Origin of the sequence: Roseibium salinum (assembly GCF_026240905.1) — a bacterium.
GTDB lineage: Bacteria > Pseudomonadota > Alphaproteobacteria > Rhizobiales > Stappiaceae > Roseibium > Roseibium salinum.
In genome coordinates this window covers 1,854,786-1,880,648 of the sequence record NZ_JAPEVI010000003.1, presented here as the reverse complement: position 1 = coordinate 1,880,648, position 25,863 = coordinate 1,854,786, and the positions used below count along the sequence as shown (strand labels likewise).

25 protein-coding genes are annotated in these 25,863 nt (G+C 60.9%); 8 read left to right on the top strand and 17 right to left on the bottom strand.

The genetic code is table 11. The features are described 5' to 3' along the window. The first annotated feature begins 109 nt into the window (after window positions 1-109). Together dapA and smpB are read left to right on the top strand one after the other, a co-directional pair. Complete coding sequence (gene dapA / locus ON753_RS13260; protein ID WP_265963112.1) at window positions 110-988, top strand: 4-hydroxy-tetrahydrodipicolinate synthase; 879 nt, start codon at window positions 110-112, stop codon at window positions 986-988. A gap of 23 nt (window positions 989-1,011) precedes the next feature. Then, entirely contained in the window at window positions 1,012-1,503 is a 492-nt protein-coding gene (gene smpB, locus ON753_RS13255; protein WP_265967154.1) for an SsrA-binding protein SmpB, read from the top strand. Window positions 1,504-1,941: 438 nt separating this feature from the next. On the opposite strand, the gene ON753_RS13250 is transcribed toward smpB, so the two are convergent. From ON753_RS13250 to rpoZ, 12 genes are all read right to left on the bottom strand, one after another. Further along, a complete protein-coding gene (locus tag ON753_RS13250; RefSeq protein ID WP_377046939.1) occupies window positions 1,942-2,331 on the bottom strand; it encodes an acyl-CoA thioesterase in 390 nt (129 codons plus the stop codon). A gap of 65 nt (window positions 2,332-2,396) precedes the next feature. Further along, window positions 2,397-3,560, bottom strand: coding sequence for an iron-containing alcohol dehydrogenase (locus ON753_RS13245; protein ID WP_265963110.1), 1,164 nt, complete (start codon window positions 3,558-3,560; stop codon window positions 2,397-2,399). 117 nt (window positions 3,561-3,677) lie between these two features. Continuing rightward, complete coding sequence (locus tag ON753_RS13240) at window positions 3,678-4,319, bottom strand: hypothetical protein (RefSeq protein ID WP_265963109.1); 642 nt, start codon at window positions 4,317-4,319, stop codon at window positions 3,678-3,680. 112 nt (window positions 4,320-4,431) lie between these two features. Next, on the bottom strand, window positions 4,432-6,684 hold the full coding sequence (gene parC / locus ON753_RS13235) for a DNA topoisomerase IV subunit A (RefSeq protein WP_265963108.1): 2,253 nt from the start codon (window positions 6,682-6,684) through the stop codon (window positions 4,432-4,434). Window positions 6,685-6,811: 127 nt separating this feature from the next. Then, window positions 6,812-7,567, bottom strand: a complete 756-nt coding sequence (recO, locus tag ON753_RS13230; protein ID WP_265963107.1) for a DNA repair protein RecO — start codon at window positions 7,565-7,567, stop codon at window positions 6,812-6,814. Between the two features lie 103 nt (window positions 7,568-7,670). Further along, window positions 7,671-8,579, bottom strand: a complete 909-nt coding sequence (era, locus tag ON753_RS13225) for a GTPase Era (protein WP_265967153.1) — start codon at window positions 8,577-8,579, stop codon at window positions 7,671-7,673. Between the two features lie 100 nt (window positions 8,580-8,679). Beyond that, entirely contained in the window at window positions 8,680-9,387 is a 708-nt protein-coding gene (gene rnc, locus ON753_RS13220) for a ribonuclease III (RefSeq protein WP_265963106.1), read from the bottom strand. Between the two features lie 61 nt (window positions 9,388-9,448). Then, a complete protein-coding gene (lepB, locus tag ON753_RS13215; protein ID WP_265963105.1) occupies window positions 9,449-10,201 on the bottom strand; it encodes a signal peptidase I in 753 nt (250 codons plus the stop codon). 237 nt (window positions 10,202-10,438) lie between these two features. After that, entirely contained in the window at window positions 10,439-11,047 is a 609-nt protein-coding gene (locus ON753_RS13210; protein ID WP_265963104.1) for a DUF2062 domain-containing protein, read from the bottom strand. A 39-nt stretch (window positions 11,048-11,086) separates the two neighbouring features. Further along, window positions 11,087-11,668: an orotate phosphoribosyltransferase gene (gene pyrE / locus ON753_RS13205; RefSeq protein WP_265963103.1), complete on the bottom strand. Its 582-nt coding sequence runs from the start codon at window positions 11,666-11,668 to the stop codon at window positions 11,087-11,089. A gap of 31 nt (window positions 11,669-11,699) precedes the next feature. Then, entirely contained in the window at window positions 11,700-13,946 is a 2,247-nt protein-coding gene (locus ON753_RS13200) for a RelA/SpoT family protein (protein WP_265963102.1), read from the bottom strand. Window positions 13,947-14,053: 107 nt separating this feature from the next. Further along, window positions 14,054-14,452 carry a DNA-directed RNA polymerase subunit omega gene (rpoZ, locus tag ON753_RS13195; RefSeq protein ID WP_265967152.1) on the bottom strand — a complete coding sequence of 133 codons (399 nt, stop codon included), beginning with the start codon at window positions 14,450-14,452 and terminating at the stop codon, window positions 14,054-14,056. Window positions 14,453-14,849: 397 nt separating this feature from the next. Between rpoZ and ON753_RS13190 the strand changes: the two genes are divergently transcribed. Then, the gene (locus tag ON753_RS13190) at window positions 14,850-15,443 is read left to right on the top strand and encodes a LabA-like NYN domain-containing protein (protein ID WP_265967151.1); all 594 of its coding nucleotides are present in this window, start codon (window positions 14,850-14,852) and stop codon (window positions 15,441-15,443) included. Between the two features lie 9 nt (window positions 15,444-15,452). Further along, entirely contained in the window at window positions 15,453-16,112 is a 660-nt protein-coding gene (locus ON753_RS13185; protein WP_265963101.1) for a uracil-DNA glycosylase, read from the top strand. 19 nt (window positions 16,113-16,131) lie between these two features. Here the strand turns inward: ON753_RS13185 and ON753_RS13180 are convergent, their stop codons facing one another. The 5 genes from ON753_RS13180 to hemB form a co-directional block, all read right to left on the bottom strand. Then, window positions 16,132-16,896 carry an arginyltransferase gene (locus tag ON753_RS13180; protein ID WP_265963100.1) on the bottom strand — a complete coding sequence of 255 codons (765 nt, stop codon included), beginning with the start codon at window positions 16,894-16,896 and terminating at the stop codon, window positions 16,132-16,134. Window positions 16,897-16,981: 85 nt separating this feature from the next. After that, on the bottom strand, window positions 16,982-18,631 hold the full coding sequence (locus ON753_RS13175; protein WP_323054729.1) for an SLC13 family permease: 1,650 nt from the start codon (window positions 18,629-18,631) through the stop codon (window positions 16,982-16,984). A 350-nt stretch (window positions 18,632-18,981) separates the two neighbouring features. After that, on the bottom strand, window positions 18,982-19,488 hold the full coding sequence (locus ON753_RS13170) for an RDD family protein (RefSeq protein WP_265963099.1): 507 nt from the start codon (window positions 19,486-19,488) through the stop codon (window positions 18,982-18,984). 72 nt (window positions 19,489-19,560) lie between these two features. Beyond that, the gene (locus tag ON753_RS13165) at window positions 19,561-20,811 is read right to left on the bottom strand and encodes a threonine ammonia-lyase (RefSeq protein WP_265963098.1); all 1,251 of its coding nucleotides are present in this window, start codon (window positions 20,809-20,811) and stop codon (window positions 19,561-19,563) included. Next, on the bottom strand, window positions 20,808-21,845 hold the full coding sequence (gene hemB, locus ON753_RS13160) for a porphobilinogen synthase (RefSeq protein ID WP_377046941.1): 1,038 nt from the start codon (window positions 21,843-21,845) through the stop codon (window positions 20,808-20,810). Before hemB ends, ON753_RS13165 begins: the two co-directional genes overlap by 4 nt. Window positions 21,846-22,088: 243 nt before the next feature. On the opposite strand from hemB, the gene ON753_RS13155 reads away from it, so the two are divergent. The 4 genes from ON753_RS13155 (at window position 22,089) to mmsB (ending at window position 25,762) form a co-directional block, all read left to right on the top strand. Continuing rightward, complete coding sequence (locus tag ON753_RS13155) at window positions 22,089-23,228, top strand: isobutyryl-CoA dehydrogenase (protein ID WP_265963097.1); 1,140 nt, start codon at window positions 22,089-22,091, stop codon at window positions 23,226-23,228. A gap of 53 nt (window positions 23,229-23,281) precedes the next feature. Beyond that, window positions 23,282-24,325 (top strand): enoyl-CoA hydratase/isomerase family protein, encoded by a 1,044-nt coding sequence (locus tag ON753_RS13150; RefSeq protein WP_265963096.1) that lies wholly within the window; start codon window positions 23,282-23,284, stop codon window positions 24,323-24,325. A 24-nt stretch (window positions 24,326-24,349) separates the two neighbouring features. Next, window positions 24,350-24,769, top strand: coding sequence for a DUF6163 family protein (locus ON753_RS13145; RefSeq protein ID WP_265963095.1), 420 nt, complete (start codon window positions 24,350-24,352; stop codon window positions 24,767-24,769). Window positions 24,770-24,835: 66 nt separating this feature from the next. After that, a complete protein-coding gene (mmsB, locus tag ON753_RS13140) occupies window positions 24,836-25,762 on the top strand; it encodes a 3-hydroxyisobutyrate dehydrogenase (protein ID WP_265963094.1) in 927 nt (308 codons plus the stop codon). Window positions 25,763-25,863: the final 101 nt, after the last annotated feature.

Sequence of the window (25,863 nt, the reverse complement as noted above, 5' to 3'; positions counted from 1 at the left end):
ACCTGGGGAGCATTGCTCCTTTTGCGGCAGATGAGTATGTTGCGCCTCCGTCGAAAACCGCTAACGTTCTAGCCGGGAAACCGCAAGATTGATCCAAGAGGAAACCGAGATGTTCAAAGGCTCCATTCCAGCGCTGATTACCCCGTTCAAGGACGGAGCGCTCGATGAGAAACGGTTTCAGGATCTCGTGGAATGGCAGATCGGTGAAGGATCATCCGGGCTGGTTCCGGTCGGGACGACCGGCGAAAGCCCGACGCTGAGCCATGACGAACACAAGCGCGTCATTGAGCTGTGTGTCGAGGCCACCGCGGGCCGCGTTCCGGTCATTGCCGGAGCCGGTTCCAACAACACGACCGAAGCGATCGATTTTGCCCGCCACGCGGAAAAGGCAGGGGCGGATGCACTGTTGGTCGTTACGCCCTATTACAACAAGCCGAATCAGGCAGGCCTGAAAGCCCATTTCAGGGCCATTAGCGGCGCTGTCGGCCTGCCGATCCTGATCTACAACATTCCCGGACGGTCGGTCATCGACATGACACCGGAAACCATGGCCGAGCTTTACGAAACCTGCGAGAACATCAAGGGCGTGAAGGACGCGACCGCCGACCTTGCAAAGACAAGCCGCCAGCGCCATCTGTGTGGTCCCGATTTCATTCAGCTGTCGGGTGAGGATATTTCAGCACTGGCCTTCAACGCTCATGGCGGTGTCGGCTGCATTTCCGTGACTGCGAATGTGGCGCCGCGCATGTGTGCGGAGTTCCAGACAGCCACGCTGTCGGGTGATTTCGCGAAAGCGTTGGAATACCAGGACCGCCTGGCGCCGCTTCACCGCGCCCTGTTCCTGGAACCGAACCCGACGGGCGCGAAATATGCGCTTTCGCTGCTCGGCAGGGTCGAAGAGGAACTGCGCCTGCCGTTGGTCCCGGTCAGCGAGGAAACCCGGGTGGAGATCCGCGCCGCAATGGCCCACGCCGGCCTGATAAATTGAGCACGAATTAAGGTGCTGGACACCTGAAGGATAATAATGGCTCCGAAAAAGGGGGCACTCCGGGGCGGACCATCATTTCCGACAACCGGAAAGCCCGGTTCAATTACGAGATCGAAGATACGCTGGAAGCCGGGATCGAGCTGAAGGGAACCGAAGTCAAATCCCTGCGCAACGGCAAGGCGAATATTGCCGAATCCTATGCTGCGGAACGTGGCGGCGAGATCTGGATCTACAACGTCTATATCCCCGAGTACCTTCAGGCCAACCGGTTCAATCACGAACCGCGCCGGCCGCGCAAGCTGCTACTGCACAAGCGTGAGATCGGCAAGCTGGCAGGTGCCGTTCAGAAGGACGGCAAGACGATTGTCCCGCTCAAGCTGTATTTCAACGACAAGGGCCGCGCCAAGCTGGAACTGGCCCTTGCCCGGGGCAAGAAGCTGCATGACAAGCGGGAGACGGAAAAGAAGCGCGACTGGCAACGCGAGAAATCGCGGCTGTTGAAGACCATGGGCTGACCCGACAGGTATTTTCGCGACTGTGTTCAACCTGTTGGAAAGCTGCGCACAAGTTGTGGATCGTGTGTGCATAACCTGTGGGTAGATGATGAGTGCGCCCAGGGGATATGCTGTGAAAAGTCGCCGGTTATCCACTTGCAGGCAATCTGCCGGTCGGGTGGATCATCGCAACATCTGGAGTCTCAACAGGACGTCCATTGGTAGCATCTCAGGCTGCAAAAACGTTCGCATCCACCCTCATCCTGAGGAGCCGCGCAAGCGGCGTCTCGAGGGATGGGCCGCTTGCTCCGAGGATGCCGCCCATCCTTCGAGACGGACCTGAAGGTCCTCCTCAGGATGAGGTGGTGTTGTAGATAACCTCTTGCAATCTCACATCTACTACATTTAAAGCGACCGACTTTTCCGCATTCAGGTGAGGCAGGATGAACGCAGGTTGGCCTACGGCATCAATGCGTTCAGAACCTCCCGCTTTTCCTCTGGAATCGGCACTGGCCGGCGCGTCTCGCGGTCGACGTGCACATGCACGAACCTTCCATGCGCTGCCGTTTCCAGGGCATCTCCGGAAAACAGTCCGACCCGGAAGACCGCAGAGCTGGAGCCAAGGCTCTCGATCCTCAAGCCTGCAGTGACGACTTGGGGAAAGGTCAGTTCGGCAAAGTAGTGGCAACCGGTTTCGACGACGAGAAAGATCTGCCGGCTCTTGGCCGGGTCGAGGATCTTGTTGTCCATGTACCAGCCATTCACTGCGGTGTCGAAAAAGCTCAGGTACTGCACGTTGTTGACATGGCCGTAGATGTCCACATCCATCCACCGGGTGGGGATATCCACGAATGCTCTGAAATCCTCGCGTCGAAGCGGCCTGGGCCGTTCAGTCTGTGGATGCGCGGGAGAATTCATAGGGCGGCCCGGTAGATTTCGAATGCATCCGCTTCGCCCAGCTCTCGCGGATTGTTCACCAGGAGACGGGTCTGTTTCATGGCATCCCTGGCCAGTTTCGGCAGGTCGGCCTCACTGATGCCGACCTGCCTGAGGCAGGTCTGAAGACCCAGCTTCCGGGAGAGGTCCGCAAGGCGTTCGGCAAATTGCGCCGCTCTCTCCGGCCCGTCGGAAACGGCCGCCAGATCCGGAAGGAGCGCCGGTGCGATTTCCGCATAGGTTTCAGCGGCAACTTCATTGTTGAACTTGAGGACGTGAGACAGCACCAGGGCGTTCGATAGCCCGTGCGGTACATGGAAGCTTCCACCGATCGGATAGGCGAGCGCATGAACGGCCGCCACGGGAGAGTTCGCAAATGCCATACCTGCCAGCATGGAGCCCAGCAGCATCTCGCCTCTTGCCTCCTCGTCGTCAGGTGAGAAAACCGCCCGCTCGATATTTGCGCCAAGCAGCTTGAGGGCTTCCACGGCCAACGTTCTGGAGACCGGGTTGTTGTTGGCGGATTTCGAGGCATAGGCCTCGATCGCATGCACGATGGCGTCGATGCCCGTTGCAGCCGTGACGGCTGCCGGCAGCCCGAGTGTCAGCAGCGGATCCAGAACGGCAAGATCCGGCAGGAGGAGAGGGGAGACGACCCCGCGTTTTTCCTCCTCTGCGACGGTGACGATTGAAATCGGCGTGACTTCCGAGCCTGTACCGGCCGTGGTCGGGATCAGGATCAGCGGCAGGCGCGGGCCCTTGGCGTTGCCGATGCCCCAGGCCTCGTCGAGATCTTCGCCGCTTCTTGCGATCAGCGCAACGAGCTTGGCAACGTCGAGGGATGAACCGCCGCCAAAACCTATGACCGATGTCGCCCCGTGTGCCTTTGCGCTCTCTATCGCCTTCTCCACCAGCGCCAGTGGCGGATCGGCCGCGACGTCGCAGAACTGGCCAAGTTCGCAACCGGCCACGCTCACGTCGTTTGCGCAGGGTCCTTGCAGGTCGAGGGCGACAATGCCGGGATCGGTGATCAGAAAGGGACGAGGACCCAGAAACGGGGCGGCATGCGTGGCAAGTCGCGATGCAGCGCCTTTTTCAAAGACGATGCGCTGGCTGGTATTGAAGGTGAATGGCCCGATCATCTGTCCCCCGGCCGATGGATCCCAAAAGGCCAGATTGCCCGCTTGGCATCGATCCGTCGAGAGGCAATGGGCCAGACTTTTGAAGGGCGGATGCGATAGCGGTATATCTTGGACGTTCTATCTGCCGTTGCGGGGCAGCCAGCGCGGTGAGTTCTCGCCGAACGTCAGGACCGGCGCGTTCGGGTGGATCCAGGGAAACGAGCCGCCATCGTGTTCCAGATTGGTGAAAACCACGGCCGGAACCAGATCGAACTCGTCCGAGGCGGGCGGGGGGTCGAACGAAATCGTCACCGCGCCGTCGCTGACGCGCACGAAATCGCTAAGCGCTGCCAAAGCGAAGACTTTTCCGTCGAACTCATAGCCACGCATGGAAAACACCGCCGAATCGAAACTGTATTTCGGAACGGGTTTCCACCCGCTTTCCGTCGCCGATGCGTGGACTTCCTCCAGAAGGCCCGATTGATCCTGGATTTCGTCTCCGCCGATTTCGTAGCCGCGGGGCCGCAAGGCCTGCCTTCGGGTGGCGTCCGGATAGTCCTCCCGGATCAACTGCAGAAGAGGGCCCCAATAGGACAGTAGAACGCTGTTCATCAAGGTCCCGTTGTAATCCTCGTCTGCCGTGACGATCTCCACCGGCAGGACAGGCGACGAAACCTGCGCGGCAATCGCCTCCGGCAAGGCGTCATTCCATCCGATGGCGGCAATGCCGACCATGGCGGGGCCTACAAGCAGACCTTTCGCAAGGCTCCGTTTCGTCACGGGGACTTCTCCTCATCCAGGAACGGGGAACAATAGTGAACCGACAGGAAACGCAGGCAATTGTGGCCGATTTCTGGTGTGGCGCAACAGGCGGACAGCAGAGCGGGCTGATCTACAGGCTCTGAGGTCCGAACTTGTTGGAGCGCGGGAAACCGGTCGGCGGCAGACGTCCGGCCTGGCCGCGCTCGCCGCGCCAGTCGGCGAGCTCCTGCAGGCTGCGGGTGAAGCTGCGGCCGGAACTGTCGGTCCAGGTAAGGCCGTCTTCGCCGTTGAAGACACGGATGTCCGACACGCTGCCATCGCGGTAGCGTTGCAGCCGGACGCCGCGTCCGCGCGTCATTTGCGGAACCTGCACCAGCGGGAACACGAGAAGCTTGCGGTTTTCGCCAATAATGGCGACATGGTCGCCCCTCGCTTCCACGCACTGCGTTGCTTCGGCCGGAGCGGTGAGATTGAGGACCTGCTTGCCTTTGCGGGTGTTGGCGATCACCTCGTCTTCATTGACCAGGAAGCCGCGGGCCTCGCTGGTGGCCAGCAGAAGGTTGCGGCCGGGCTTGTAGACAAAGGCGTTGACGACATCCTGGGCTTCGTCCATTTCCACCATCAGGCGCATCGGTTCGCCGTGGCCGCGTCCGCCCGGCAGGCGGTCGGCTCCCAGCGTGAAGAACTTGCCGCCGGTGGAGAAGATCAGGATCTTGTCGGTCGTTTCCGCATGAAACGACAGCTTCAGCTTGTCGCCCTGCTTGAAGGAAAGGGTGGAAAGATCCGCCTGGTGGCCCTTGAGGGCGCGGATCCAGCCTTTCTCGGAAATGATGACGGTGATCGGTTCCTTTTCGATCATCGCCTGCTGAATATCGACGATATCGGTCTCGGGCGCCTCGGACCTGTCGGTCCGGCGCTTGCCGATCTCGGTCTCCGGACCGTAGACCTTGGCGATATCGGCAATTTCCCTGGAGATCCTGGTCCACTGGCGCGCGTCGGATCCGAGCAGCTTGTTCAACTCTTCCTTTTCGGCCGTAAGCTTTTCGTGCTCCTTGCGGATTTCCATCTCTTCCAGCTTGCGCAAGGACCTGAGGCGCATGTTGAGGATGGCTTCCGCCTGGACGTCGGAAAGCTCGAAAGTCCGGATGAGTTCGGCCTTCGCTTCGTCCTCTTCGCGGATGATGCGGATCACCTCGTCGAGGTTCAGGTAGGCAATCAGATAGCCTTCCAGCACCTCCAGCCGGTGATTGATCTGCCCGAGACGATGTTCTGACCTGCGGACCAGCACTTCCTTGCGGTGATCCAGCCATTCGCGCAGCACCTGTTTCAGGCCCATGACCATGGGCACCCTGCCCATGGAAAGCACGTTCATGTTCAGCGAGAAACGGCTTTCCAGGTCGGTCAGCTTGAACAGGGATTCCATCAGGATATTGGCGTCGACATTGCGCGAGCGCGGCACCAGGACGACGCGGATGTCCTCGGCGGACTCGTCCCGCACGTCCTCGAGCATCGGCAGCTTGCGGGCGGTCAACAGCTCCGCGATCTTTTCGATCAGGCGCGACTTTTGAATCTGGTAGGGGATTTCGGTGACGACGATCGCCCACTGGCCGCGTCCCAGGTCCTCCACCTCCCAGCGGGCGCGGATACGGAAGCTGCCGCGGCCGGTGGCATAGGCCTCGCGTATGGAGCCCTGGTCGGATACCAGAAGGCCGCCGGTGGGAAAGTCCGGGCCCTGGATGTATTCCAGGAGCTCGTCGACTTCCGCACCCGGATTCTTGATCAGGTGCTGGCAGGCCAGGCAGAGCTCATGGGCATTGTGCGGCGGAATGGACGTCGCCATGCCCACGGCGATGCCGGAGGAACCGTTCCCCAGAAGGTTCGGAAACCCGCCAGGCAGGACGATGGGTTCCCTTTCCTCGCCGTCATAGGTCTCGCGGAAATCGACGGCGTTTTCGTCGAGGCCGTCCAGCAGGCGCTTGGCCGTATCGGTCATGCGCGCTTCGGTGTAACGCATGGCAGCCGCGTTATCGCCGTCGACGTTGCCGAAGTTTCCCTGACCGTCGATCAGCGGATAGCGCTGTGCAAAATCCTGGGCAAGGCGGACGAGCGCGTCATAGACGGCCTGGTCTCCATGGGGATGGTACTTACCGATGACGTCACCAACGACGCGGGCGCATTTCTTGAAGCCCGAGCCCGGGTCGAGTTTCAGGAGGCGCATGGCGTAAAGCAGGCGCCGGTGCACCGGCTTCAGCCCGTCACGCACATCGGGCAGAGCCCGGTGCATGATGGTCGACAGGGCATAGGCCAGATAGCGCTCTTCGAGCGCGTCCTTGAGGTTGATGCCTTCAATGCCGCTCGGCGGTGGTGTCGTCTCTTTTCCCATAATTGCTTGCTAGCTTTTTCGCGCCGCCAGCGCAATTCGCTTCTGTGCTTTCCCCGGCGGGATCGGCGGATTTTCAACGGATTTCGAAGGATTGTGGGTTGTTCGGGGCGTTCAGCTGCCGGTCCGGCTAGAAATTCCAGGGGAACTCGTCGCGGTAGCGTTTCTCCAGCGCACCGAGCAATTGAGCGCGCGTGCCGCTGTCGCCGCTGCCGCGTTCCTCAAGATGCCGGTTCAAGAAGTAGCTCGTCAGGTCAAACCCCTGCCGGACATCCGCCCAGGTCAGTTCACTGCCCGCTTGGCGCTGGCCTTCCAGCACGAACGAGGGCAGCGGCAGCAGCTTGTCGTGATAGGGCCGTCCAGCCTCCCGGCTGACGGCGCGCGCCGATTTCGGCGAGACATAGGCGAGGTCTTCGCGGATTCCGGTCGCGGCACAGGACGACAGGTCCAGGCCTATCCCGAGTTCCCGCAACAGCTCCAGTTCGAAGCGGATGATGAGGGCGCCCGCCGCGTCCGCCGCGCTCATGTGATCGAGAACGACCACCAATGCGTCGAAGAGCCTTGGATAAGGGTATCTCTCCGGCAGAAGGCGCACGAGAAAGGCAAGATGCTGCAGGCCGGCCAGTCCGACGGAACTGGTCATCAGGTCTCCGGCACGCAGGCTCAGCGGTTCGACCTGAAACTGGCCGAGGTGTTCCGACAGACGCGCTTTCCAGGTGAGATCCAGCTCGTTGCCCGGCTGCAGAACGGGGCGGTGCCGCTTGGACCTGCCGCCGCGGACAAGGCCGAGGTGGCGGCCATGATCGAGGGTCATGGCCTCCAGGATGACGTCGTTTTCGCCGTATTTGCGGGTGGTCAGAACCACACCGCGCCCGCTCCATTCCAAGTGCCGTTTCCTGTTTCAAGGCCAGACCAGCGGACGATTGAAAACTGACCGGTTCCAGCATGCTCTGATACCGGCGTCTGGCGGCTTCCGCCCGCCCGGCCGGTTACCTTGGGAACTCCAGTCCCATTTCGCGATACCGTTCGGGATCGTCGGCCCAGTTCTCGCGCACCTTCACAAACAGGAACAGGTGCACGGGCGCCTCGATGATCTCGCCGAGTTCCTTGCGCGCCGCCTGGGAGATCGCCTTGACGGTCTGGCCGTTCTTGCCCAGTACGATGCTCTTCTGGCTGTCCCGCTCCACGTAGATTGTCTGTTCTATGCGCACGGAACCGTCCTTGCGCTCTTGCCACTGTTCCGTTTCCACCGTGGAAATATAGGGCAGTTCCTGATGGAGGCGTTCGAACAGTTTCTCCCGGGTGATCTCGGAGGCAAGAATGCGCAAGGGCAGATCCGACGGCTGGTCTGCCGGGTAGAACCAGGGACTTTCGGGGACCTTGGAGGCGAAATAGTCCAGGATGGCCTGTGTGCCGTCTCCGGTCAGGGCGGAAATCATGAAGGTTTCCTCGAACCGGACGTGTTCATTGGCCTTTTGCGCGATCTTCAGAAGCTTCTCGCGTTTGGCCACATCCGTCTTGTTGAGGATCAGCACCTTGGGGGCGGACTGACCCGGCAGGCGCTTGAGGATGTTTTCCACTTCCTCGTCGATGCCTTTGCGCGCATCGATCAGGAGCGCGATCAGGTCCGCGTCCCTGGCGCCGCCCCAGGCGGTATCGACCATCGCGCGGTCAAGCCGCCGCTTGGGCTTGAAGATGCCCGGCGTGTCGACGAACACCAGCTGGGCCTTCCCGTGCATTGCAACTCCGCGCACGATGGTGCGGGTTGTCTGCACCTTGTGGGTCACGATGGAGACCTTGGTGCCGACGAGCTGGTTGATCAGCGTCGACTTGCCGGCATTCGGCGCGCCGATGAGCGCGATGAAGCCGGCCCTTGTATCGGCGGGCATGGCGTCCATCGGGTCGGGCAGGGGAATGTCGAACCGGCCTTCCGGCGGCTTGAAGCCGTCATCATCGTCCATCGGGTCGTCGGTATGGTTGTCGTCGCTCAAGGTGTCTTCATTCCTTCCAAACGCCTTCACGGCGGAGCACGGCTTCGGCTGCGTTCTGCTCCGCAATCCGCTTGGAGCCGCCCTTGCCCTCGCCGGGGGCCAATCCCTGCACGGTCACCGAAACGGTGAAATTCGGCGCATGGTCCGGCCCGTCCCGGCCCGTGACGTCATAGTGCGGGGTCGGCAGGCTCCGGGATTGCGCCCATTCCTGCAAAGTGGTCTTGGCATCGCGAAGCGGGCCGGACCAGGTTAGCATACGCGGCTCCCAAAGGCGCCTGACAAAAGCTTCCGCGGCGTCGAAACCTCCATCGAGATAGATCGCGGCAATCACGGCTTCGCAGATATCGGCAAGCAGCGCCGTCTTCTTCCGGCCGCCGGTCTGTGCCTCTGCCAGGCCGATGCGCATGGCATCCCCGATGCCGAGTTCCTGGGCTATTTCGGCGCAGGTTTCCCGTTTCACCATGTGATTGAAGCGGCGGGCCAGTTCGCCTTCATCCGCTTTGGGAAAATGGCGGTGCAGCATGGTGGCGATCGCCAGTCCGAGCACCCGGTCGCCCAGAAACTCCAAACGCTGATAGCTGCCGGCGACGGAGTCCGCCGGTGCAAGCGCGCTCGCATGGGTAAGGGCGACGCGCAGCAACTCCAGATCCTTGAAGTCATAGGCCAGCGTCGCCTTGAGCGCCGAGATGGAATTCAGTTGTTGTTTTTTTATCATTCAGACTGCTTCGGTCTTTCGGTCGATGACCTGCCGAACGGCCGGGTCCGGTCGGATCGGATCAGAGAGTCCGGCCGATCCGCTCCCAGCGTACGCTCCACGGCCACGTCCAGATCTGCCATGCCGGGGTTTCGTCCTCGATCGAGAAGAACAGGATTTCCGCCCGTCCCATGAAGTTTTCGAACGGCACGTAGCCGACGCGGTCCAATACCCGGCTGTCGGTGGAGTTGTCCCGGTTGTCGCCCATCATGAAGTAGTGCCCCTCGGGCACCTTGTACGCGCGGGTGTTATCGAGCGTCCCCCGCTCGGTGAGGTCGAGCGTGTCGTAGGAAACGCCACTGGGCAGCGTTTCGCGGTAGCGCGGCACGCGGCGCGTGACACCGGAAGGCGACTGCTCGATATAGTCGTCGATGCGCTCCCGTTTGACGGGCTCGCCGTTGATATGGACAACGCCGTCGATCACCTGGATCGTGTCGCCGGGCAGGCCGATCACCCGCTTGATGTAATCCACCGTCGGATTGGTCGGAAGCTTGAAGACCGCGACATCGCCCCTTTCCGGTTCCGAGCCGAAGATTCGTCCCGAAAACGGCCCCAGCCCGAAGGGGAAGGAATAGCGCGAATAGCCGTAGCTGTATTTCGAAACAAACAGATAATCGCCAATGAGCAGCGTGTCCTTCATGGACCCGGACGGAATATTGAACGGCTGAAACAAAAAGGTCCGGACGATCAACGCCAGCAACAGCGCCTGGACGATGACCTTTACGGTTTCGTAAAGACCGTTCTCCTTGTCTTTTTTGTTTTCCGACACGCTCATTTTATCCCTTAAAAATGTTGTCCGGCATACCCGGAGGACAAAGCCGCTTGGCAGTGGACTCTTAGCTGCTCAGGCCAGCGGAAGCAATGCAGGGAAGGCTTCCTGTCCTTTCGCAACCGGCACCATGTGATCCCCGTTGCCGCCCGTATCGGCACGAGGCAGTCATATCGCTGTTTCTTGTCGGGAATGCCACAGAATTTTCCGCCCCGTGGCATTGAACGTTGAGGTTTCGTCTTCTCAGGAAGGGCTGCTGTCTTCTTCCATCGCCGCACCGGCGGGAGGCGGGAACAGCCGGCCGTTCTTGTTGGCAAGAACCCGCTTGCGACGACGCTGATAGACTTCGACGCTCTTGAAGACGATCACGTAGGACACCGTGCCCACCAGCAGACCGAGCGGAACGGAGCCGATGAACATCGGTTTCAGCATCGGCCAGAGCGCATCCAGGGATTTTTCGAAAATTCCCTGCTGGAACTGCTGGTGAACCTGATGCGGGTCGGTATTGGGAGCCCGCCCGTAGAGAACCCACCGTCCGAACTTGAAGGTGAACGCCCAGATGAACGGAAATGTCAGCGGATTGCCGATCGATGTGCCAAGGGCGGCCGCGATCATGTTGCCGCGAAGCAGATAGGCCAGCGCGAAGGCCGTCAGAAAATGGAAGCCGACCAGCGGTGTGCAGGAGGCGAAAGCGCCGGCGGCAAATCCGATTGCGATGGCATGCGGGGTTGCCGTCAACCTGAGAACCCGCTTGCCGAAATAGCGGGTCGACCGGGCCCAGCCGTTCCGGGGCCACACGGCAACGCGCAGGCGTTCGATGCGGGTTGGCCTATTTCTCCGGCGGAACAGCATGGGGGTAAAGTCTTCTCCGTATTACGCTTTCGTTGTCATTCAGACCAACCCGCGGCTTCCGGGTTTAACGGCGGGCAGGGCGGCCAGTTCCGGCGGCAGATTGTCCGGCTCGTAGGCCGGTACCTTGTATTGCGCCAGAGCGATGACCGGAACCGAGGCATCCGCTTCGCCGCCGGAACGGTCGATCAGGCAGGCAACGCCAAGAACTTCAGCACCAAGAGCTTTCAGGGAGGTTACCGTCTCGCGGCTCGAAAGCCCCGTGGTTACGATATCCTCAACAACGATCACCCGTGCCCCCTTTGGCAACTCGAACCGGCGAAGCCGGAACTCGCCGTCCTCGCGCTCGACCCACATTGCCGGAACGCCCAGGTGGCGCGCGGTTTCATAGCCGGGGATGAGGCCGCCCAGAGCAGGTGAGACGATATAGTCGATCTGCCCGAGGTTCGATGCCCTGATCTTCTGCGCAAGCGCCTTGCAGAGCTTCTCGGTCTTATCCGGATACATGAAAACGCGGGCTTTCTGCAGAAAAACCGGGCTGCGCAGTCCCGATGTCAGAATAAAATGCCCTTCCAGGATCGCACCGGCTTCGCGGAACAAGGACAACACTTCGTCACGTGTCATGAAACAGATCCCTCTGAAATAGACCGCGTTTCTAGCCGTTCACCCGGCTGACATTTGAAACATTCGGTTTGGAGCGCAATTGATTGATGATCCGGTTCAGGTGCTTCAGGTCCCAGACCTCCAGGTCGATATACATCCGGTGGAAGTCCGGTGCCCGCTGAAGCATCTTCACATTGTCGATGTTTCCGCTGTTTTCCCCAATTACCTGGGCAATGGTTGCCAGAGAGCCGGGCTCGTTGGCCGCGGAGATATCAAGGCGTGCGGGAAATCGTTCTGGATTGTTGACGTCGATGTCCCAGCGCACATCCACCCAGCGTTCGGCCTGATCGTCATATTCCTTCAGCGCCGGCGATTGTATCGGATAGATGGTCAGTCCCTCCGACGGGGTCAAGATGCCGACGATACGGTCGCCCGGAACGGCGCCGCCGTCGGGTGCGAATTTGACCGGGATATCACCGGAGAGGCCCCGGATCGGCAGAGCCGGAGCTTCACCGGCCTCCGCCGTTTGGTCGAGGGCGGGCTTTTCGGTATCCGTTTCGGCCAGCGGAAAGCGGAATTTCATGCCATGGCCCTGTTTCAGGCCGAACCAGCCTTCTTCCATGGGCGGGCCCGACAGGGCCACTCGTTCGTCCTGATAGTCCGGATGGGCGGATTTCAGCACTTCCTGGGCGCTCAGGTCGCCCCGCCCGACCGCGGCAAGCAGATCGGCGACGCTGGCCTGGTTGTGATCGTCCAGCGTGGAGTCCAGAAGGTCTTCCGAATAGGTCTTGCCGGCACGGGCGAAGGCCCGCTTGAGAATGTGTTCGCCGAGTGCACCGTATTGCTTGCGCACCGACTCTCGCGTTGCCCGGCGGATGGCGGCGCGGGCCTTGCCTGTTACCGCGATTGCCTCCCATGCAGGCGGCGGCGTCTGGGCCGGCGAGCGGATGATCTCCACCTCGTCGCCGTTGCGCAACTCGGTCACCAGCGGCATGATCTTGCCGTTGATCTTGCAGCCCACGCATGTATTGCCGATGCCCGTGTGCACCGCATAGGCAAAGTCGATCGGCGTTGCCCCGCGGGGCAGGGCAATCAGCCGGCCCTTGGGCGTAAAACAGAATACCTGGTCATGGAAGAGTTCCAGCTTGGTGTTTTCCAGGAACTCTTCCGGCGTGTCGCCCTGCGCCAGCAGTTCGGTGGTCCGGCGCAGCCATTCGAAGGCGCGGCAGTCTTCCGTGTGGTGGGTAATGTTCCGGCCGCCGAGAATACCGTCCTTGTAGAGCGCATGGGCGGCAATCCCGTATTCCGCCACCCGGTCCATCGAGACGGTGCGGATCTGCAGTTCGACGCGCTGGCGAGACGGACCGACGATGGTTGTGTGAATCGACCGGTAGTCGTTCTGCTTCGGGGTCGAGATATAGTCCTTGAACCGGCCGGGAACGGTTGGCCAGGTGGTATGGATCACGCCGAGGACCCTGTAACAGGCCTCGATGGTGCCGACGGTGACGCGGAAACCGTAAAGGTCCGACAACTGCTCGAAGCCGATCGCCTTGCGCTGCATCTTTCGGAAGATCGAATAGGGGCGTTTTTCGCGCCCCTTCACAACCGCGGCCATGCCCCGTTCGCTGAGGCGCTCCGTCAGCGTGGTTTCGATGTCCATGATCAGGTCCCGGTTGCGCTCATGCAGATCCGCGAGCCGGTCGGTGATGGTTTCATAGGCTTCCGGGTTGAGCGTGCGGAAGGCGATGTCCTCCAGTTCCTCACGCATGTCATGCATGCCCATGCGTCCGGCAAGCGGCGCATAGATTTCCATCGTCTCTTCCGCAATGCGTCCGCGCTTGTGCGGCGGCATGTGGTTGAGCGTACGCATGTTGTGCAGGCGGTCCGCCAGCTTGACCAGAAGAACCCGGACATCGTCGGCAATGGCGAGCAGCAGCTTGCGGAAATTTTCCGCCTGCTTGGCCTTTTGCGAGACCAGGTCCAGCCGTTTGATCTTGGTCAGGCCCTCGACGAGCTTGCCGATCTCCTCGCCGAAAAGACTGTCGATTTCGGACCGGGTGGCGTCGGTGTCCTCGATCGTGTCGTGCAACAGCGCAACGGCAACGGTCGCATCGTCCAGCCGCAAATCCGTGAGAATGGCGGCGACTTCGAGAGGATGGGAGAAATAGGGGTCGCCAGATGCGCGCGTCTGGGTGCCATGTTTCTGCATGGCATAGACATAGGCCTTGTTAAGCAAGGCTTCGTCCGCTTCCGGATTGTAGCGTGTAACCCGTTCAACGAGTTCATATTGACGCATCATGGCCGCAACCGACCCTGGCAACCGGCTGAGACTTCAGCAGGAAAAGAATATTCGCCTGAAGCGCCGGGCCGCAGCGGCCGCGCTTCAGGCGAGTTTGTGCAGTGAAATCAGACTTCGTCGTTCCGCTCCGGCGGAACGAGACCTTCCAGGCCGCGCAGCAGATCTTCCTCGGACATGCGGTCAAACTCAACCGCGCTGTCGTCTACAGCGTTCACCTGGGTCGCCTGATGCTGGCTGGACGGGATAGAAGGTACCGCATCCGCTTCGGGCTCGTCCACTTCCACAAATTTCTGCAGAGAGTGGATCAGGTCTTCTTTCATATCTTCCGGGCTGACGGTCTGCTCGGCAATCTCACGCAGGGCAACGACAGGGTTCTTGTCGTTGTCGCGGTCAATGGTCAGCGGCGAACCGCTAGAGATCATGCGAGCGCGATGCGCAGCAAGCAGCACCAGCTCAAACCGGTTTTCGACCTTGTCGATGCAGTCCTCGACGGTCACGCGCGCCATTCGACGTCTCCATAGGCTGAAGGAACTTTGAAAAACCAGCGTATAGTGGTCACGTTTCGAAAAAGCAACCCCTGTCACATATGTGAGGCCACAGCTATTCTGCCAATCGAACCGTTCATCTTCCGCTGACATTTGCCTGATTTTTAAAACTGCCTCTCGCTTTTGCATTGCGACCTTCCAATATAATGGTGTAGGCCACTAAAACGGTCCCAAAAAGAATCATAAGACCGTTGGGAAACAAAACAATAAGCTGTCAGAAGCTGCGTTTAGCGGACTTCATGCAGCACTTGTGTGCGTTGACTGCAGGATTGGATTGGCGGGGTTTGGCTGCGGGAAGCCGGGTTCGCTGTTGCAATTGAAAGCAAAGCGCATGCGACTGGGAAAGGTTTCACATAAGATGTTTGACGCTAGAGAAAAGGTTGCTTTGTTCATTGATGGAGCCAACTTGTATTCGACAGCCAAAGCCATTGGCTTTGACATCGATTACAAGCGTTTGCTGCGAGAGTTCCAGGGACAAGCATATCTTTTGCGCGCCTATTACTACACGGCATTGATAGAGGATCAGGAATATTCCTCTATCCGTCCGCTGATAGATTGGCTGGACTACAACGGCTACAAGGTCATCACCAAACCGGTGAAGGAGTTTGTGGACAGTGCCGGCCGGCGCAAAGTTAAAGGCAATATGGACATCGAACTTGCCGTCGACGCCATGCAACTGGTCGAAACGGTTGATCATGTGGTGTTGTTTTCAGGCGATGGCGATTTCCGCTATCTCGTGGAAGCCCTCCAGCGCAAGGGCCGAAAGGTGAGCGTCGTCTCCACCTTGAAAACCCAGCCGCCGATGATCGCCGATGATCTGCGCCGGCAAGCGGACCACTTCATCGATCTTGCGAGCCTTGCCAGCAAGATCGGTCGCGATCCGTCCGAACGTCCCGTACGTCCGCAGACGCCTGTGGACGTGGACGATGAAGACGAGGACGACGACTACTAAGGCCGCCGAATGTCCGTACTTGACGGAAAACCTGGCCCGGTCGATCCGCCCCGGGAGTGTCCGGCATGCCCCCGGCTTGTCGAATTCCGCGAGGAACTGAGGGCCGTTCATCCCGATTGGCATAACGCGCCCGTGCCGTCCTTCGGGGCCGAAAACCCGCGTCTTCTGGTGGTCGGGCTTGCCCCGGGCATGAAGGGCGCCAATCGCTCCGGCAGACCGTTCACCGGCGACTATGCAGGCCATCTTCTCTATCAGACCATGCTGGACTATGGCTTTGCCGAAGGCACGTATGAGGCACGCCCGGATGACGGTCTCGTGCTGAAAGACGCGATGATCACCAACGCGGTGCGCTGCCTTCCCCCACAGAACAAGCCGACCGGTGAGGAAATCCGGACCTGCCGGCCGTTTCTGCTGGCGACACTTGCGGCCAATCCGTCAATCACCGCCGTTCTGGCCCTTGGCCGCATCGCCCACGAGACGTTCCTGACGGCTCTGGAACTGAGGCGGGCGGAGTTTCCCTTCGCGCATGGAGCAAAGCACGATCTGCCGGGCTACGACCTGTCGCTCTTCGACAGCTATCACTGTTCGCGCTACAACACGAACACCGGCCGATTGACGCAGGAGATGTTCACATCGGTCTTCGACAAGATCCGCAGGCATCTGTCCTGAGGCAGCGCCCGGACGAGGGTCACTTGATGCAGGCGTCCCCGTCGACGACCATCCAGCCGTTCGGACCAAGGTGCTCCTGGGGCTTGAAGCGGGCCTTGTAGGCCATTTTGGCCGACCCTGCGACCCAATAGCCCAGATAGACGTAAGGCAGCCGCATTCGGCGGGCCCGTTCAATGTGGTCCAGGATCATATAGGTGCCGAGCGCCGTCTTGGTGTAGTCCGGATCGTAGAACGAATAGACCATGGACAGGCCGTCCGTGAGCTGGTCGCTGAGAGCCACCGCCAGGAGCGGTCCCTCTCCGGCGCCGGTGATGTAGCTGTCCGGTCCGCGCCGCCGGTATTCGACCACCAGCGTCTCGACATGGGTATCCTCTACCATCATGGCATAGTCGAGCACGCTCATTTCCGTCATGCCGCCATTCTCGTGACGCGCTTCGAGATAGTCCCGGAAAAGATCGTATTGTTCCGCCGACGGGCTGGCCGGAAGGCGTGCGCCGACGATGTCGGCGCCGGATTTCCACACCCGCCGGAAGGATTTGGTCCACTTGAAGTCGTCGACCCGAACCCGGACGGAAACGCAGGCCTGGCAGCGCTCGCAGGCCGGCCGGTAGGCGATGTTCTGGCTGCGCCGGAAGCCGCCTTGCGTGAGCACTTCGTTGAGGGCAGGGGCACCCTGTCCGACCAGATGCGTAAAGACCTTGCGCTCTTGTTTCCCTTCGAGATAGGGGCAGGGCGCCGGTGCCGTAAGATAGAATTGCGGATGGTCAGTTGGGTGGCGTGTCACCGTAGTTTCCCGCGATTCCTCATTGCTCGTACCAAGTCGATCGCCAAAGTCCGTGCGACGTGGCCCTCAAGGCCTGACCATGGCGCTACAGTCCATAATACCATGGCGCGACCAACGAGAAGGTCAACCATAAAATAAGCGTCAGAGGCGTACCTGCTTTAAGGAAATCGTTAAACCGGTAATGTCCCGGACCCATGACGATAAGATTGGTCTGGTAACCGACCGGGGTCGCGAAAGAACTGTTCGCCGCAAAGATCAGGCAGACCACGAAGGCTTCCGGAGGCTGGCCGATCTGGTCGGCCAGATTGAGCGCCACGGGGGTGAACAGAACGGCCGCCGCATTGTTGGAGAGAAAGTTCGTCAGGATCATCACGATGAAGAACAGGGCGGACAGCATGATGGCGGGCGAGGCGCCCTCCAGAACTTGGACCAGGGTCGTTGCGATCGCCATTGCGCCGCCGGTCGACTCCAGCGCCACCGCACCGGCAAGCGAGGCGCCGACCAGCATGAAGATCCGGCTGTCGATGGCGCGCATTGCCTGGCGGATGTTGAGGCACCCGGTGGCGATCATCGCAAAGGTACCCGCAACGGCCGTCGACACGATCGGCACCACGCCCGTGGCTGCGAGCGCGACGACGCACGCGAAGATGAGCAGCGCGCGCGGGGCGTAGCGTCGCCGGGGAAGTTCGGCGGTCGACCAGTCGAGCAGAAGCACGTCCCGATTGCCGCGCAGACGGGCGATTTCGTCTTCATTTCCGGCAACGAGGAGCACGTCGCCGGCTTCGAGCCGTATGTCGTTCATCGCCATGCGCGGCATCCGGCTGCGTCTTTGAATGCCCATTACGAGACAGCCGGTTTCGCTGTAGAAACCGGACTGGGGCAGGGTCCTGCCCATCAGGCGCGAGGCCGGCGCCACGACTACTTCGGCAAGGTTGATGGAGCCGGGAGCCGTTGCCGATGCTTCCCGGCCGGAACTCCCGGCGTCGGACTCCGTGTCCATCAGCGGCTGGCGCCGGGCAAGCGCATTGGCAAGCGCGGCGCGGGTGGCGGCGACGATCACCGTATCGCCCGGCGACAGCGCCACGTTTTCGAAAGGCGGCAGGATCGGCTTTTGTCCCCGCTGCACCAGGCGGACGGTCATGTCCTTGAGTTTGGGGAACATGCCGGAGACGGATTCAACCCCCACAAGCGGATGGCCGTAGGTGATCTCGATCTGGGCGATGAATTGTTTGCCGGACGTCGCCTGGAACTCTTCCGCCATGGTTTTGCGGATTTTCACGAAACGGGGCATTACGTAGAGCACATAGATCGAGCCCGCGCCCGCAACGATCAGTCCGATGGGCGTGAAGCTGAAGAAGGTGAGCCTGAGATCCGAGCTCTGTGCGGCATAGTTGGCGACAAGCAGGTTCGTCGACGAGCCGATCAGGGTTGTCATGCCGCCGAGGATCGCAATGAATGACAGAGGCATGAGCACCCGCGCGGGAGATTGCCCCGTGGTCGCCGCAACGGCCGTCAGGATCGGCAGGAACATCACCACGACGGGGGTGTTGTTCAAAAAGGCGCTGAGGATAGCCACCACGATCAGGATGGGAGTGGCCGCCCAGTGCGAACGGCCGCGCGACATGCGCACGATGGCCTTCGCCGGTCCCTCGAGCGCATCCGTCTGAAACAGACCCTGACCGATAACGAGAAGGCAGATGACGGTTATGAGGGCAGGATTCTGCAAAACCTGCAAGAAAGTCCGCGGTAGTGACCTCGGTCCCGTCCGGCGCGGTGACGGGAAAGATTGTGAAAACGACAATCAGCGCGGAAACAGAACCAAGAGCGATGGATTCGATCGGGTAGCGCTCAATGGCGTACAGAACGACAGTTGACGCGAGCACCACGAAGGTCAGCGCCATTGCAATATCTACTGAATCCATTCACCTGCCCAAAGCCGCCAATATTCGACGGCGCACTCTAGAACAGGCGATCCCGTCAATGGAAGAGCAAACACCACACATTAACGTTGATTGAATTCGGCAATTTCAATCTGGGGCCCGGAACCTCAGTGTATCTGCGGCATCAGGCCGCCCGGGCCACGCTTCACGCCCGGTTCTGGGGTACCTCCTGGTGATGAGCGGAATTGATCACCACCGTTCCCAGAACGATGTCGTGCAACAGGCGTTTCCGGTCTGAAAACAGCGATACCAGCAGCACCAGCGGGGTCAGCAGCGATATGGAAAACCAGAACAGAAGAACATGCACGGCCGCGAGCAGGGGATAGGGTTTCGAGCCGTACCAGAGCCGCATCTCCAGTCCCATGGCGCGCATGCCGAGGGTCGATGCCTGCGAGCCGCCAAGGGTGAAGGCCACATAAAGAAGGGCAACCGTCGTCGGCAGGATGGCATAAAGCGCGAATCCGAGGCCGAGTGTGAAAATTCCCAGGAAAAACACCAGGATACCTGCGCCGAATGTCAGCAGCGCGATCACGATCACGTCGATGAGGAAGGCGAAGATCCGGCGGCTGCGCACGCCTGAGAACAACTCGGGATTGCGAACCGGATCGAAGGCGGCCTGGCGCCCATAGTCCGGTGAGGTTTCTGCTGACATGTACCGGCTCCCGTAAAACTGACCCTCCTGATGTGGGGGCATGCAAAGAGATTCGCAAATTCGAACGCTGTGTCAGTCCATACGTTCCCCGATTTCCAGGTAGCGCACCACGAAACCCCTGTCGCGAAGGGCGGCGACGACGCGCTCGCCATGAGGCCTGTCGAACGCCTCGAACGTGACGTCCAGCGTCGCGCCCTTGGCGGGAACGTTCAGGAACAGCCGGTGGTGTTCCACGTCAACCACGTTGCCCTGCATGTCGCCGATCACCGTTGCGATTTCGCCCAGGACCCCCGGGCGGTCCGGCGTATCGATGCGGATCGAGACCAGGCGGCCGTCGCGGGCAAGTTCCCGAACGACGATCTTGGACAGAAGCCGCGGGTCGATATTGCCCCCGGTGAGGACAAGCCCGGTTCGTTTTCCCGCAAAGCGTTCCCGGTCGCTCAGCAGACCGGCCAGGCCGGCCGCGCCCGCGCCTTCGGCAATCGTCCGCTGCATAGTGAGATAGGCGTTGATCGCCTGTTCGATGCTCGTCTCAGAGACCAGCAGGATGTCGTCGACGCTTGCTTTGACGACCGCGGTCGTCAGGTCGCCGATGTCGCGCACGGCGATGCCTTCGGCAATGGTCGCGCCTTCGCAGCGCACTTCCTTGCCGTGAAACGCGCCCCACATGCCCGGATAGAGCGCCGTCTCCACGCCGATGACTTCCACGGACGGCTTGATCGCCTTGGCCGCGGTCGCCATTCCGGCGATGAGGCCGCCGCCGCCGATCGGGACGACAAGCACGTCGAGATCCGGCTGGCTGGCGAGCATCTCGGCGGCGATCGTGCCCTGGCCGTTGATCACATCGGCGTCGTCATAGGGGTGCACCCAGACGAGACCGCGCTCCTTGGCCAGCCGGTCGGCCTCCGCCTTGGCCTCGGCGAGCGTGTTGCCCGCCAGAACCACCTCGGCGCCATAGCCGCGTGTCGCCGCGATTTTGACGAAGGGTGTCAGCACGGGCATCACGATGGTGGCCGGGATGCCGAGCCGTCCGGCGTTGTAGGAGACCCCTTGCGCATGGTTGCCCGCCGAAACGGCAATGACGCCGCCGGCTTTTTCGTCCGGGCTCAGGCTGGAGAGCTTGACCAGCGCCCCGCGTTCCTTGAACGAACCGGTGACCTGCATGTTCTCGTATTTGACGTAGATCTCCGCGCCGGTCAGCTGGGAAAGGCGCGGGGCAGGCAGGCACGGGGTTTCCAGAACGGCTCCCTTGATGAGCGCGGCAGCCTCCTGGATCCGTTCGAAGGAAACCTGGTCCGCAGCATTTGGAGCCGCGCCGGTCATTTCCCGCGCGCCAGCATTTCGGCAACCTTCGGTGCGAAATAGGTCAATATGCCGTCAGCGCCCGCGCGCTTGAAGGCCAGAAGGCTCTCGAACATGGCGCGCTCGTCGTCCAGCCAGCCATTGGCCGCGGCCGCCCTGATCATCGCGTATTCCCCCGACACCTGATAGGCATAGGTCGGAACCCGGAATGCGTCCTTGAGACGGCGGACGATGTCGAGATAGGGCATGCCCGGCTTCACCATGATCATGTCGGCGCCTTCCGCGATGTCGAGCTCCGCCTCGCGCAGCGCCTCGTCCGTGTTGGCCGGATCCATCTGGTAGGTGAGCTTGTTTCCCTTCAACGTTCCCGACGAACCGACCGCATCGCGGAACGGGCCGTAGAATGCCGAGGCGTATTTGGCTGAATAGGCCATGATCTGGGTGCCGCGGAAGCCCTGGGAATCAAGCGACTCGCGAATGGCGCCGATACGGCCGTCCATCATGTCGGACGGGGCAATGACATCCGACCCGGCTTCGGCCTGAACCAGCGCCTGACGGCAGAGCTGATCGACGGTCTCGTCATTGAGGATCGTCTCCCCCTCCATCAGTCCGTCATGGCCGTGGCTGGTATAGGGGTCGAGCGCCACATCGGTCATGAGACCGAGATTGAGGCCTTTGGCCTTGATCGCCCGCAGGGCGCGGCAGGTGAGGTTGTTGGAGTTCAGGGCTTCCGAGCCGGCCTCGTCCCTGAGGGCCGGGTCGGTAAAGGGAAACAGCGCCATGGCCGGAATACCGAGGTCGGCCGCGCGTTCCGCTTCCCGGACCGCCTCGTCCACGGACAGCCGGTAGACATCGGGCATGGACGCTACGGGCTGGCGGACCCTTTCGCCGTCGACCAGGAAGATCGGCCAGATCAGGTCGTCCACCGTCACGACATTCTCGCGCACCAGCCGGCGCGACCAGTCCGTCTGGCGGTTCCGCCGCATACGTATGCCGCCCAGCAGCTTGTCCATGTCGTCGGAGGTGATCGGCGGTAGCGGAGATTTGGACGGCATGGGCCCCTGCCTGCTTGGTGATGGGAATGACAAAAGGCATTCTTGTGAATTTGGGCCGCCAATCTATCACGCAGATTGACGCATTCCAACATTATGAAAAACAACTGAAATTAAAAACGAAAAATAGATTGTTTGACGTTTGCGTCAAATGTGATTTAGTGCGGCGCCAATGGTGACCGGAAGCTTTCGCGAAGCAGACCCAATGGCGATGCCAGGGTCTCATCCGCACTTGGGAGGACAATCGTGGACTTTTCTCTGAACGAAGATCAGCGCGCCTTTCAGGCCATGGCCGCAAATTTCTCGCGGGACGAATTGGCGCCCCATGCCGCAAAGTGGGACGAGGACAGCCATTTCCCGATCCCGACCCTGCGCAAGGCCGCCGAACTCGGCTTCGGCGGCATCTATGTGAAGGAAGATGTCGGCGGATCCGCCCTCACGCGCCTGGACGCGGCGCTGATTTTCGAAGAACTTTCCAAAGGCTGCACATCGACGGCCGCCTATATCTCCATTCACAACATGGTTGCCTGGATCATCGACACTTACGGATCCGAAGAACTTCGCCGGAAATATCTGGCGAGGCTGTGCACCATGGAACTGCTGACCAGCTACTGCCTGACCGAGCCCGGCTCCGGATCGGACGCGGCCGGCCTGCGCACCAGCGCGAAGGACGACGGCGATCATTACATCCTCAACGGCTCGAAGGCGTTCATTTCCGGCGGCGGGGTGAGTGACCTTTACGCGGTGATGGTGCGCACCGGCGGGGACGGGCCTTCGGGCGTTTCCTGCCTTCTGGTGGAAAAGGGCACGCCGGGCCTGAGTTTCGGCGCCAACGAGGTCAAGCTCGGCTGGAAGAGCCAGCCGACAGCCCAGGTCAATTTCCAGGACTGCCGGGTGCCGAAAGCCAATCTGGTCGGCTCCGAGGGCCAGGGGTTCCGGATCGCCATGGCGGCCCTCGATGGCGGGCGGCTGAATATCGGCGCCTGTTCCCTCGGCGCGGCCCAGGCTTGCCTCGATCATGCTCTCACGTATGTGAAGGAGCGCAAGCAGTTCGGCAAACCGATCGCCGAATTCCAGGCCCTGCAATTCCGCCTGGCGGATATGGCGACCGAGCTGGAAGCGGCCCGCTTGCTGCTCCACAAGGCCGCCGCGGCCGTCGATGCGAAATCGCCCGAGGCGACCAAGCTGGCTGCCATGGCCAAGCGCCTCGCCACGGATACAGGCTTCAACGTCGTCAACGAGTCGCTGCAGCTCCACGGGGGTTACGGCTATCTGCGCGACTATCCGATCGAGCGGTATTTCCGCGATGTCCGGGTTCACCAGATCCTGGAGGGCACCAACGAGATCATGCGGCTGATTATCGCCCGCCAGCTCTTGAATCAGTAGGCGAAGTCTTTGAACCTGTCCTTTGAAATGACTCTGTTTTGTGAGGCGGCGCTGTGAGTGACGAGATCCTTTTTGAAAAACGCGGCAGGGCCGGATTTGTTACCCTGAACCGGCCCAAGGCGCTGAATGCACTTAGTCACGACATGGTCAAGCTGCTCGGCGAACAGCTGACGCGATGGGCGCAGGACCCGACCGTCGCCCATGTCGTCATCAGCGGGGCAGGGGACAAGGCCTTTTGCGCCGGCGGCGATATCCGCAGCATCTACGACGCCCGCCAAGCGGGCAAGGCGAGCGGCCTCAGCGCCTTTTTCCGCGATGAATATCTGCTCAACGCACAGATCAAGGCCTATCCCAAGCCCTATATTGCCCTGGTCAACGGCATCGTCATGGGCGGTGGGGTCGGCGTGTCGGTTCATGGCAGCCACCGGCTCGGAACGGAAAAGACCCTCTTTGCCATGCCCGAGACGGGGATCGGCTTCTTTCCCGATGTGGGCGGCACCTGGTTCTTGCCGCGCATGCCGAAAAGGGCTGGCGTCTATTGCGCCTTGAGCGGCGGCCGGATGAAGCAGGGCGATGCGCTGGAGACCGGTGTGCTCACCCACGCGGTCGCTGAAAGCTCATTGGCCGACCTTGAACGGTCGCTTGAAACCGCCGCCGATATTGACGCTGCTCTGGCTTCCTATCTCGTCAGTCCCGAAAAGGGAGTGGTGAGTGAGAATGCGGACCTGATCGACCAGGCCTTCTCGGGCGACATGGTTGCAGACATCCTGAGCCGGCTGGACGCGGCGGACAGTGAATTCGCTCACAAGACGGCCCGAACGATCCGCGAGAAATCTCCGACCAGCGTGCTGATTGCGTTCGAACAGATGAAGCGCGGGCCGGAGCTCAGCTTCAACGAGTGCATGCGGCTTGAATACCGGATCGTGTGCCACATTCTTGAGGGCAGGGATTTCTTCGAAGGCGTGCGCGCGGTACTGGTCGACAAGGATCAGAACCCGCAGTGGTCCCCTTCACAGTTAGGACAAGTGGACAGCGGGGACTTGGCGTCGTATTTCCAGGAACCGTCCGGCGGAGATCTTCCGCTGGCCGCAACCTGATTCTTTCCCGAACCCGGACCGGCCATGATCACCAGCTTTCAGGACCTGATAGAAACCCGCCCGCCCTGGAGCACCGTTCTGATCTGGTATCTGCGCGGCATCGCGATCCTGCTGTTTGCGGGCGGCGTCATCTATTGGGCACGCATCATCGGCGTCGTCGAATGGCGCGGGTTCTGGTTCTGGGAAATGCCGCTCGCCCTGCAGGGGGCCATCGTCTTTTTCGCCGTTCTGGATCTGGTCGCGGCCACGGGGCTGTGGCTGACCGTAACCTGGGGCACGGTGATGTGGCTGTTCCGCTGCTTCTGCCAGATCGTCATGCACACGGCCTTTTCCGATCTTTACGGCCGCAGGCCTTATGAGATCACGTTCTACCTGCTGACCATCGCGATCTTTGCCCTGCTGGCCTATCTGATGGGCAGGGAGAATCGGGAAGCCGCGGGCTGAACCGGCTTGAATCGAATTGTGAAGCTGCTCGTGGACAGCTTCAAGGGAACCGATCAACAGATCTCGATGACAACGCGAAATTTCTTTTGGGAGGAAACAATGGCAAGCACAGTCGGATTTGTCGGTCTCGGCAATATGGGCGGGCCGATGGCCATCAATCTGGTAAAGGCGGGGCACAGGGTCCTGGGCTTCGACCTGTCCGAAGCGGCCATGGCCGCCCATGCCGAGGCAGGCGGCGAAAAGGCGGTCAGCATAGGTGAGCTTGCCGCTGCCGCCGACGTCATCGTGACGATGCTGCCGGCCGGCAAGCATGTGCGCCAGATCTATCAGGGCGAAGGCGGCATTCTGGAAACTGCCAGACCGGGTACGCTCCTGATCGATTCCTCAACAATCGATGTCGAAAGCGCGCGCGTGGTCAGCAAGGCCGCGGAGGAAAGCGACATGCCGATGGTCGACGCGCCGGTCTCCGGGGGCGTTGCCGGGGCGGCGGCCGGCACGTTGACATTCATGGTCGGCGGCGCCGACAGCGCCTTTGAGGCGGCAAGGCCCTTCCTCGAGGTCATGGGCAAGACGATCGTGCATGCCGGCGGGGCCGGCACCGGTCAGGCCGCCAAGATCTGCAACAACATGCTTCTCGGCATTTCCATGATCGGGGTGTGCGAGGCTTTCGTGCTCGCGGAAAAGCTCGGACTGGATGCACAGAAGCTGTTCGACATCTCCTCCACCGCCTCGGGGCAGTGCTGGTCGTTGACCTCCTATTGCCCGGTGCCGGGTCCGGTTCCGTCCTCTCCGGCCAACCGGGACTACCAGCCCGGCTTTGCCGCTGCCATGATGCTGAAGGATCTGAAACTGGCCCAGGAAGCTGCAGGATCGTCCGGCGCCGCGACGCCTCTGGGCGCGGAAGCCGCCTCTCTTTATGCGCTTTTCTGCAACTCGGGCGGGGAAAGCCAGGATTTCTCCGGGATCGTGAAGTTCCTGCGCGGCGAAACGTAAACGAAATCTTAAATGGGCCGTTAAAAGGCCCTGTGGGAATTAACCAATGATTCAGCGTATCTCTTAAGCGGATCTTAGAATCGCTCGGTTAGATTGCAGGT

Bases quoted from the DNA above. Each gene is read 5' to 3' on its own strand.
- dapA (WP_265963112.1), top strand. From the start codon at position 110: ATGTTCAAAGGCTCCATTCCAGCGCTGATTACCCCGTTCAAGGACGGA.
- ON753_RS13245 (WP_265963110.1), bottom strand. From the start codon at position 3,560: ATGATCGGGCCATTCACCTTCAATACCAGCCAGCGCATCGTCTTTGAA.
- parC (WP_265963108.1), bottom strand. From the start codon at position 6,684: ATGGGAAAAGAGACGACACCACCGCCGAGCGGCATTGAAGGCATCAAC.
- era (WP_265967153.1), bottom strand. From the start codon at position 8,579: ATGGACGCCATGCCCGCCGATACAAGGGCCGGCTTCATCGCGCTCATC.
- rnc (WP_265963106.1), bottom strand. From the start codon at position 9,387: ATGATAAAAAAACAACAACTGAATTCCATCTCGGCGCTCAAGGCGACG.
- lepB (WP_265963105.1), bottom strand. From the start codon at position 10,201: ATGAGCGTGTCGGAAAACAAAAAAGACAAGGAGAACGGTCTTTACGAA.
- ON753_RS13210 (WP_265963104.1), bottom strand. From the start codon at position 11,047: ATGCTGTTCCGCCGGAGAAATAGGCCAACCCGCATCGAACGCCTGCGC.
- pyrE (WP_265963103.1), bottom strand. From the start codon at position 11,668: ATGACACGTGACGAAGTGTTGTCCTTGTTCCGCGAAGCCGGTGCGATC.
- ON753_RS13200 (WP_265963102.1), bottom strand. From the start codon at position 13,946: ATGATGCGTCAATATGAACTCGTTGAACGGGTTACACGCTACAATCCG.
- rpoZ (WP_265967152.1), bottom strand. From the start codon at position 14,452: ATGGCGCGCGTGACCGTCGAGGACTGCATCGACAAGGTCGAAAACCGG.
- ON753_RS13190 (WP_265967151.1), top strand. From the start codon at position 14,850: ATGTTTGACGCTAGAGAAAAGGTTGCTTTGTTCATTGATGGAGCCAAC.
- ON753_RS13185 (WP_265963101.1), top strand. From the start codon at position 15,453: ATGTCCGTACTTGACGGAAAACCTGGCCCGGTCGATCCGCCCCGGGAG.
- ON753_RS13170 (WP_265963099.1), bottom strand. From the start codon at position 19,488: ATGTCAGCAGAAACCTCACCGGACTATGGGCGCCAGGCCGCCTTCGAT.
- ON753_RS13165 (WP_265963098.1), bottom strand. From the start codon at position 20,811: ATGACCGGCGCGGCTCCAAATGCTGCGGACCAGGTTTCCTTCGAACGG.
- hemB (WP_377046941.1), bottom strand. From the start codon at position 21,845: ATGCCGTCCAAATCTCCGCTACCGCCGATCACCTCCGACGACATGGAC.
- ON753_RS13145 (WP_265963095.1), top strand. From the start codon at position 24,350: ATGATCACCAGCTTTCAGGACCTGATAGAAACCCGCCCGCCCTGGAGC.
- mmsB (WP_265963094.1), top strand. From the start codon at position 24,836: ATGACAACGCGAAATTTCTTTTGGGAGGAAACAATGGCAAGCACAGTC.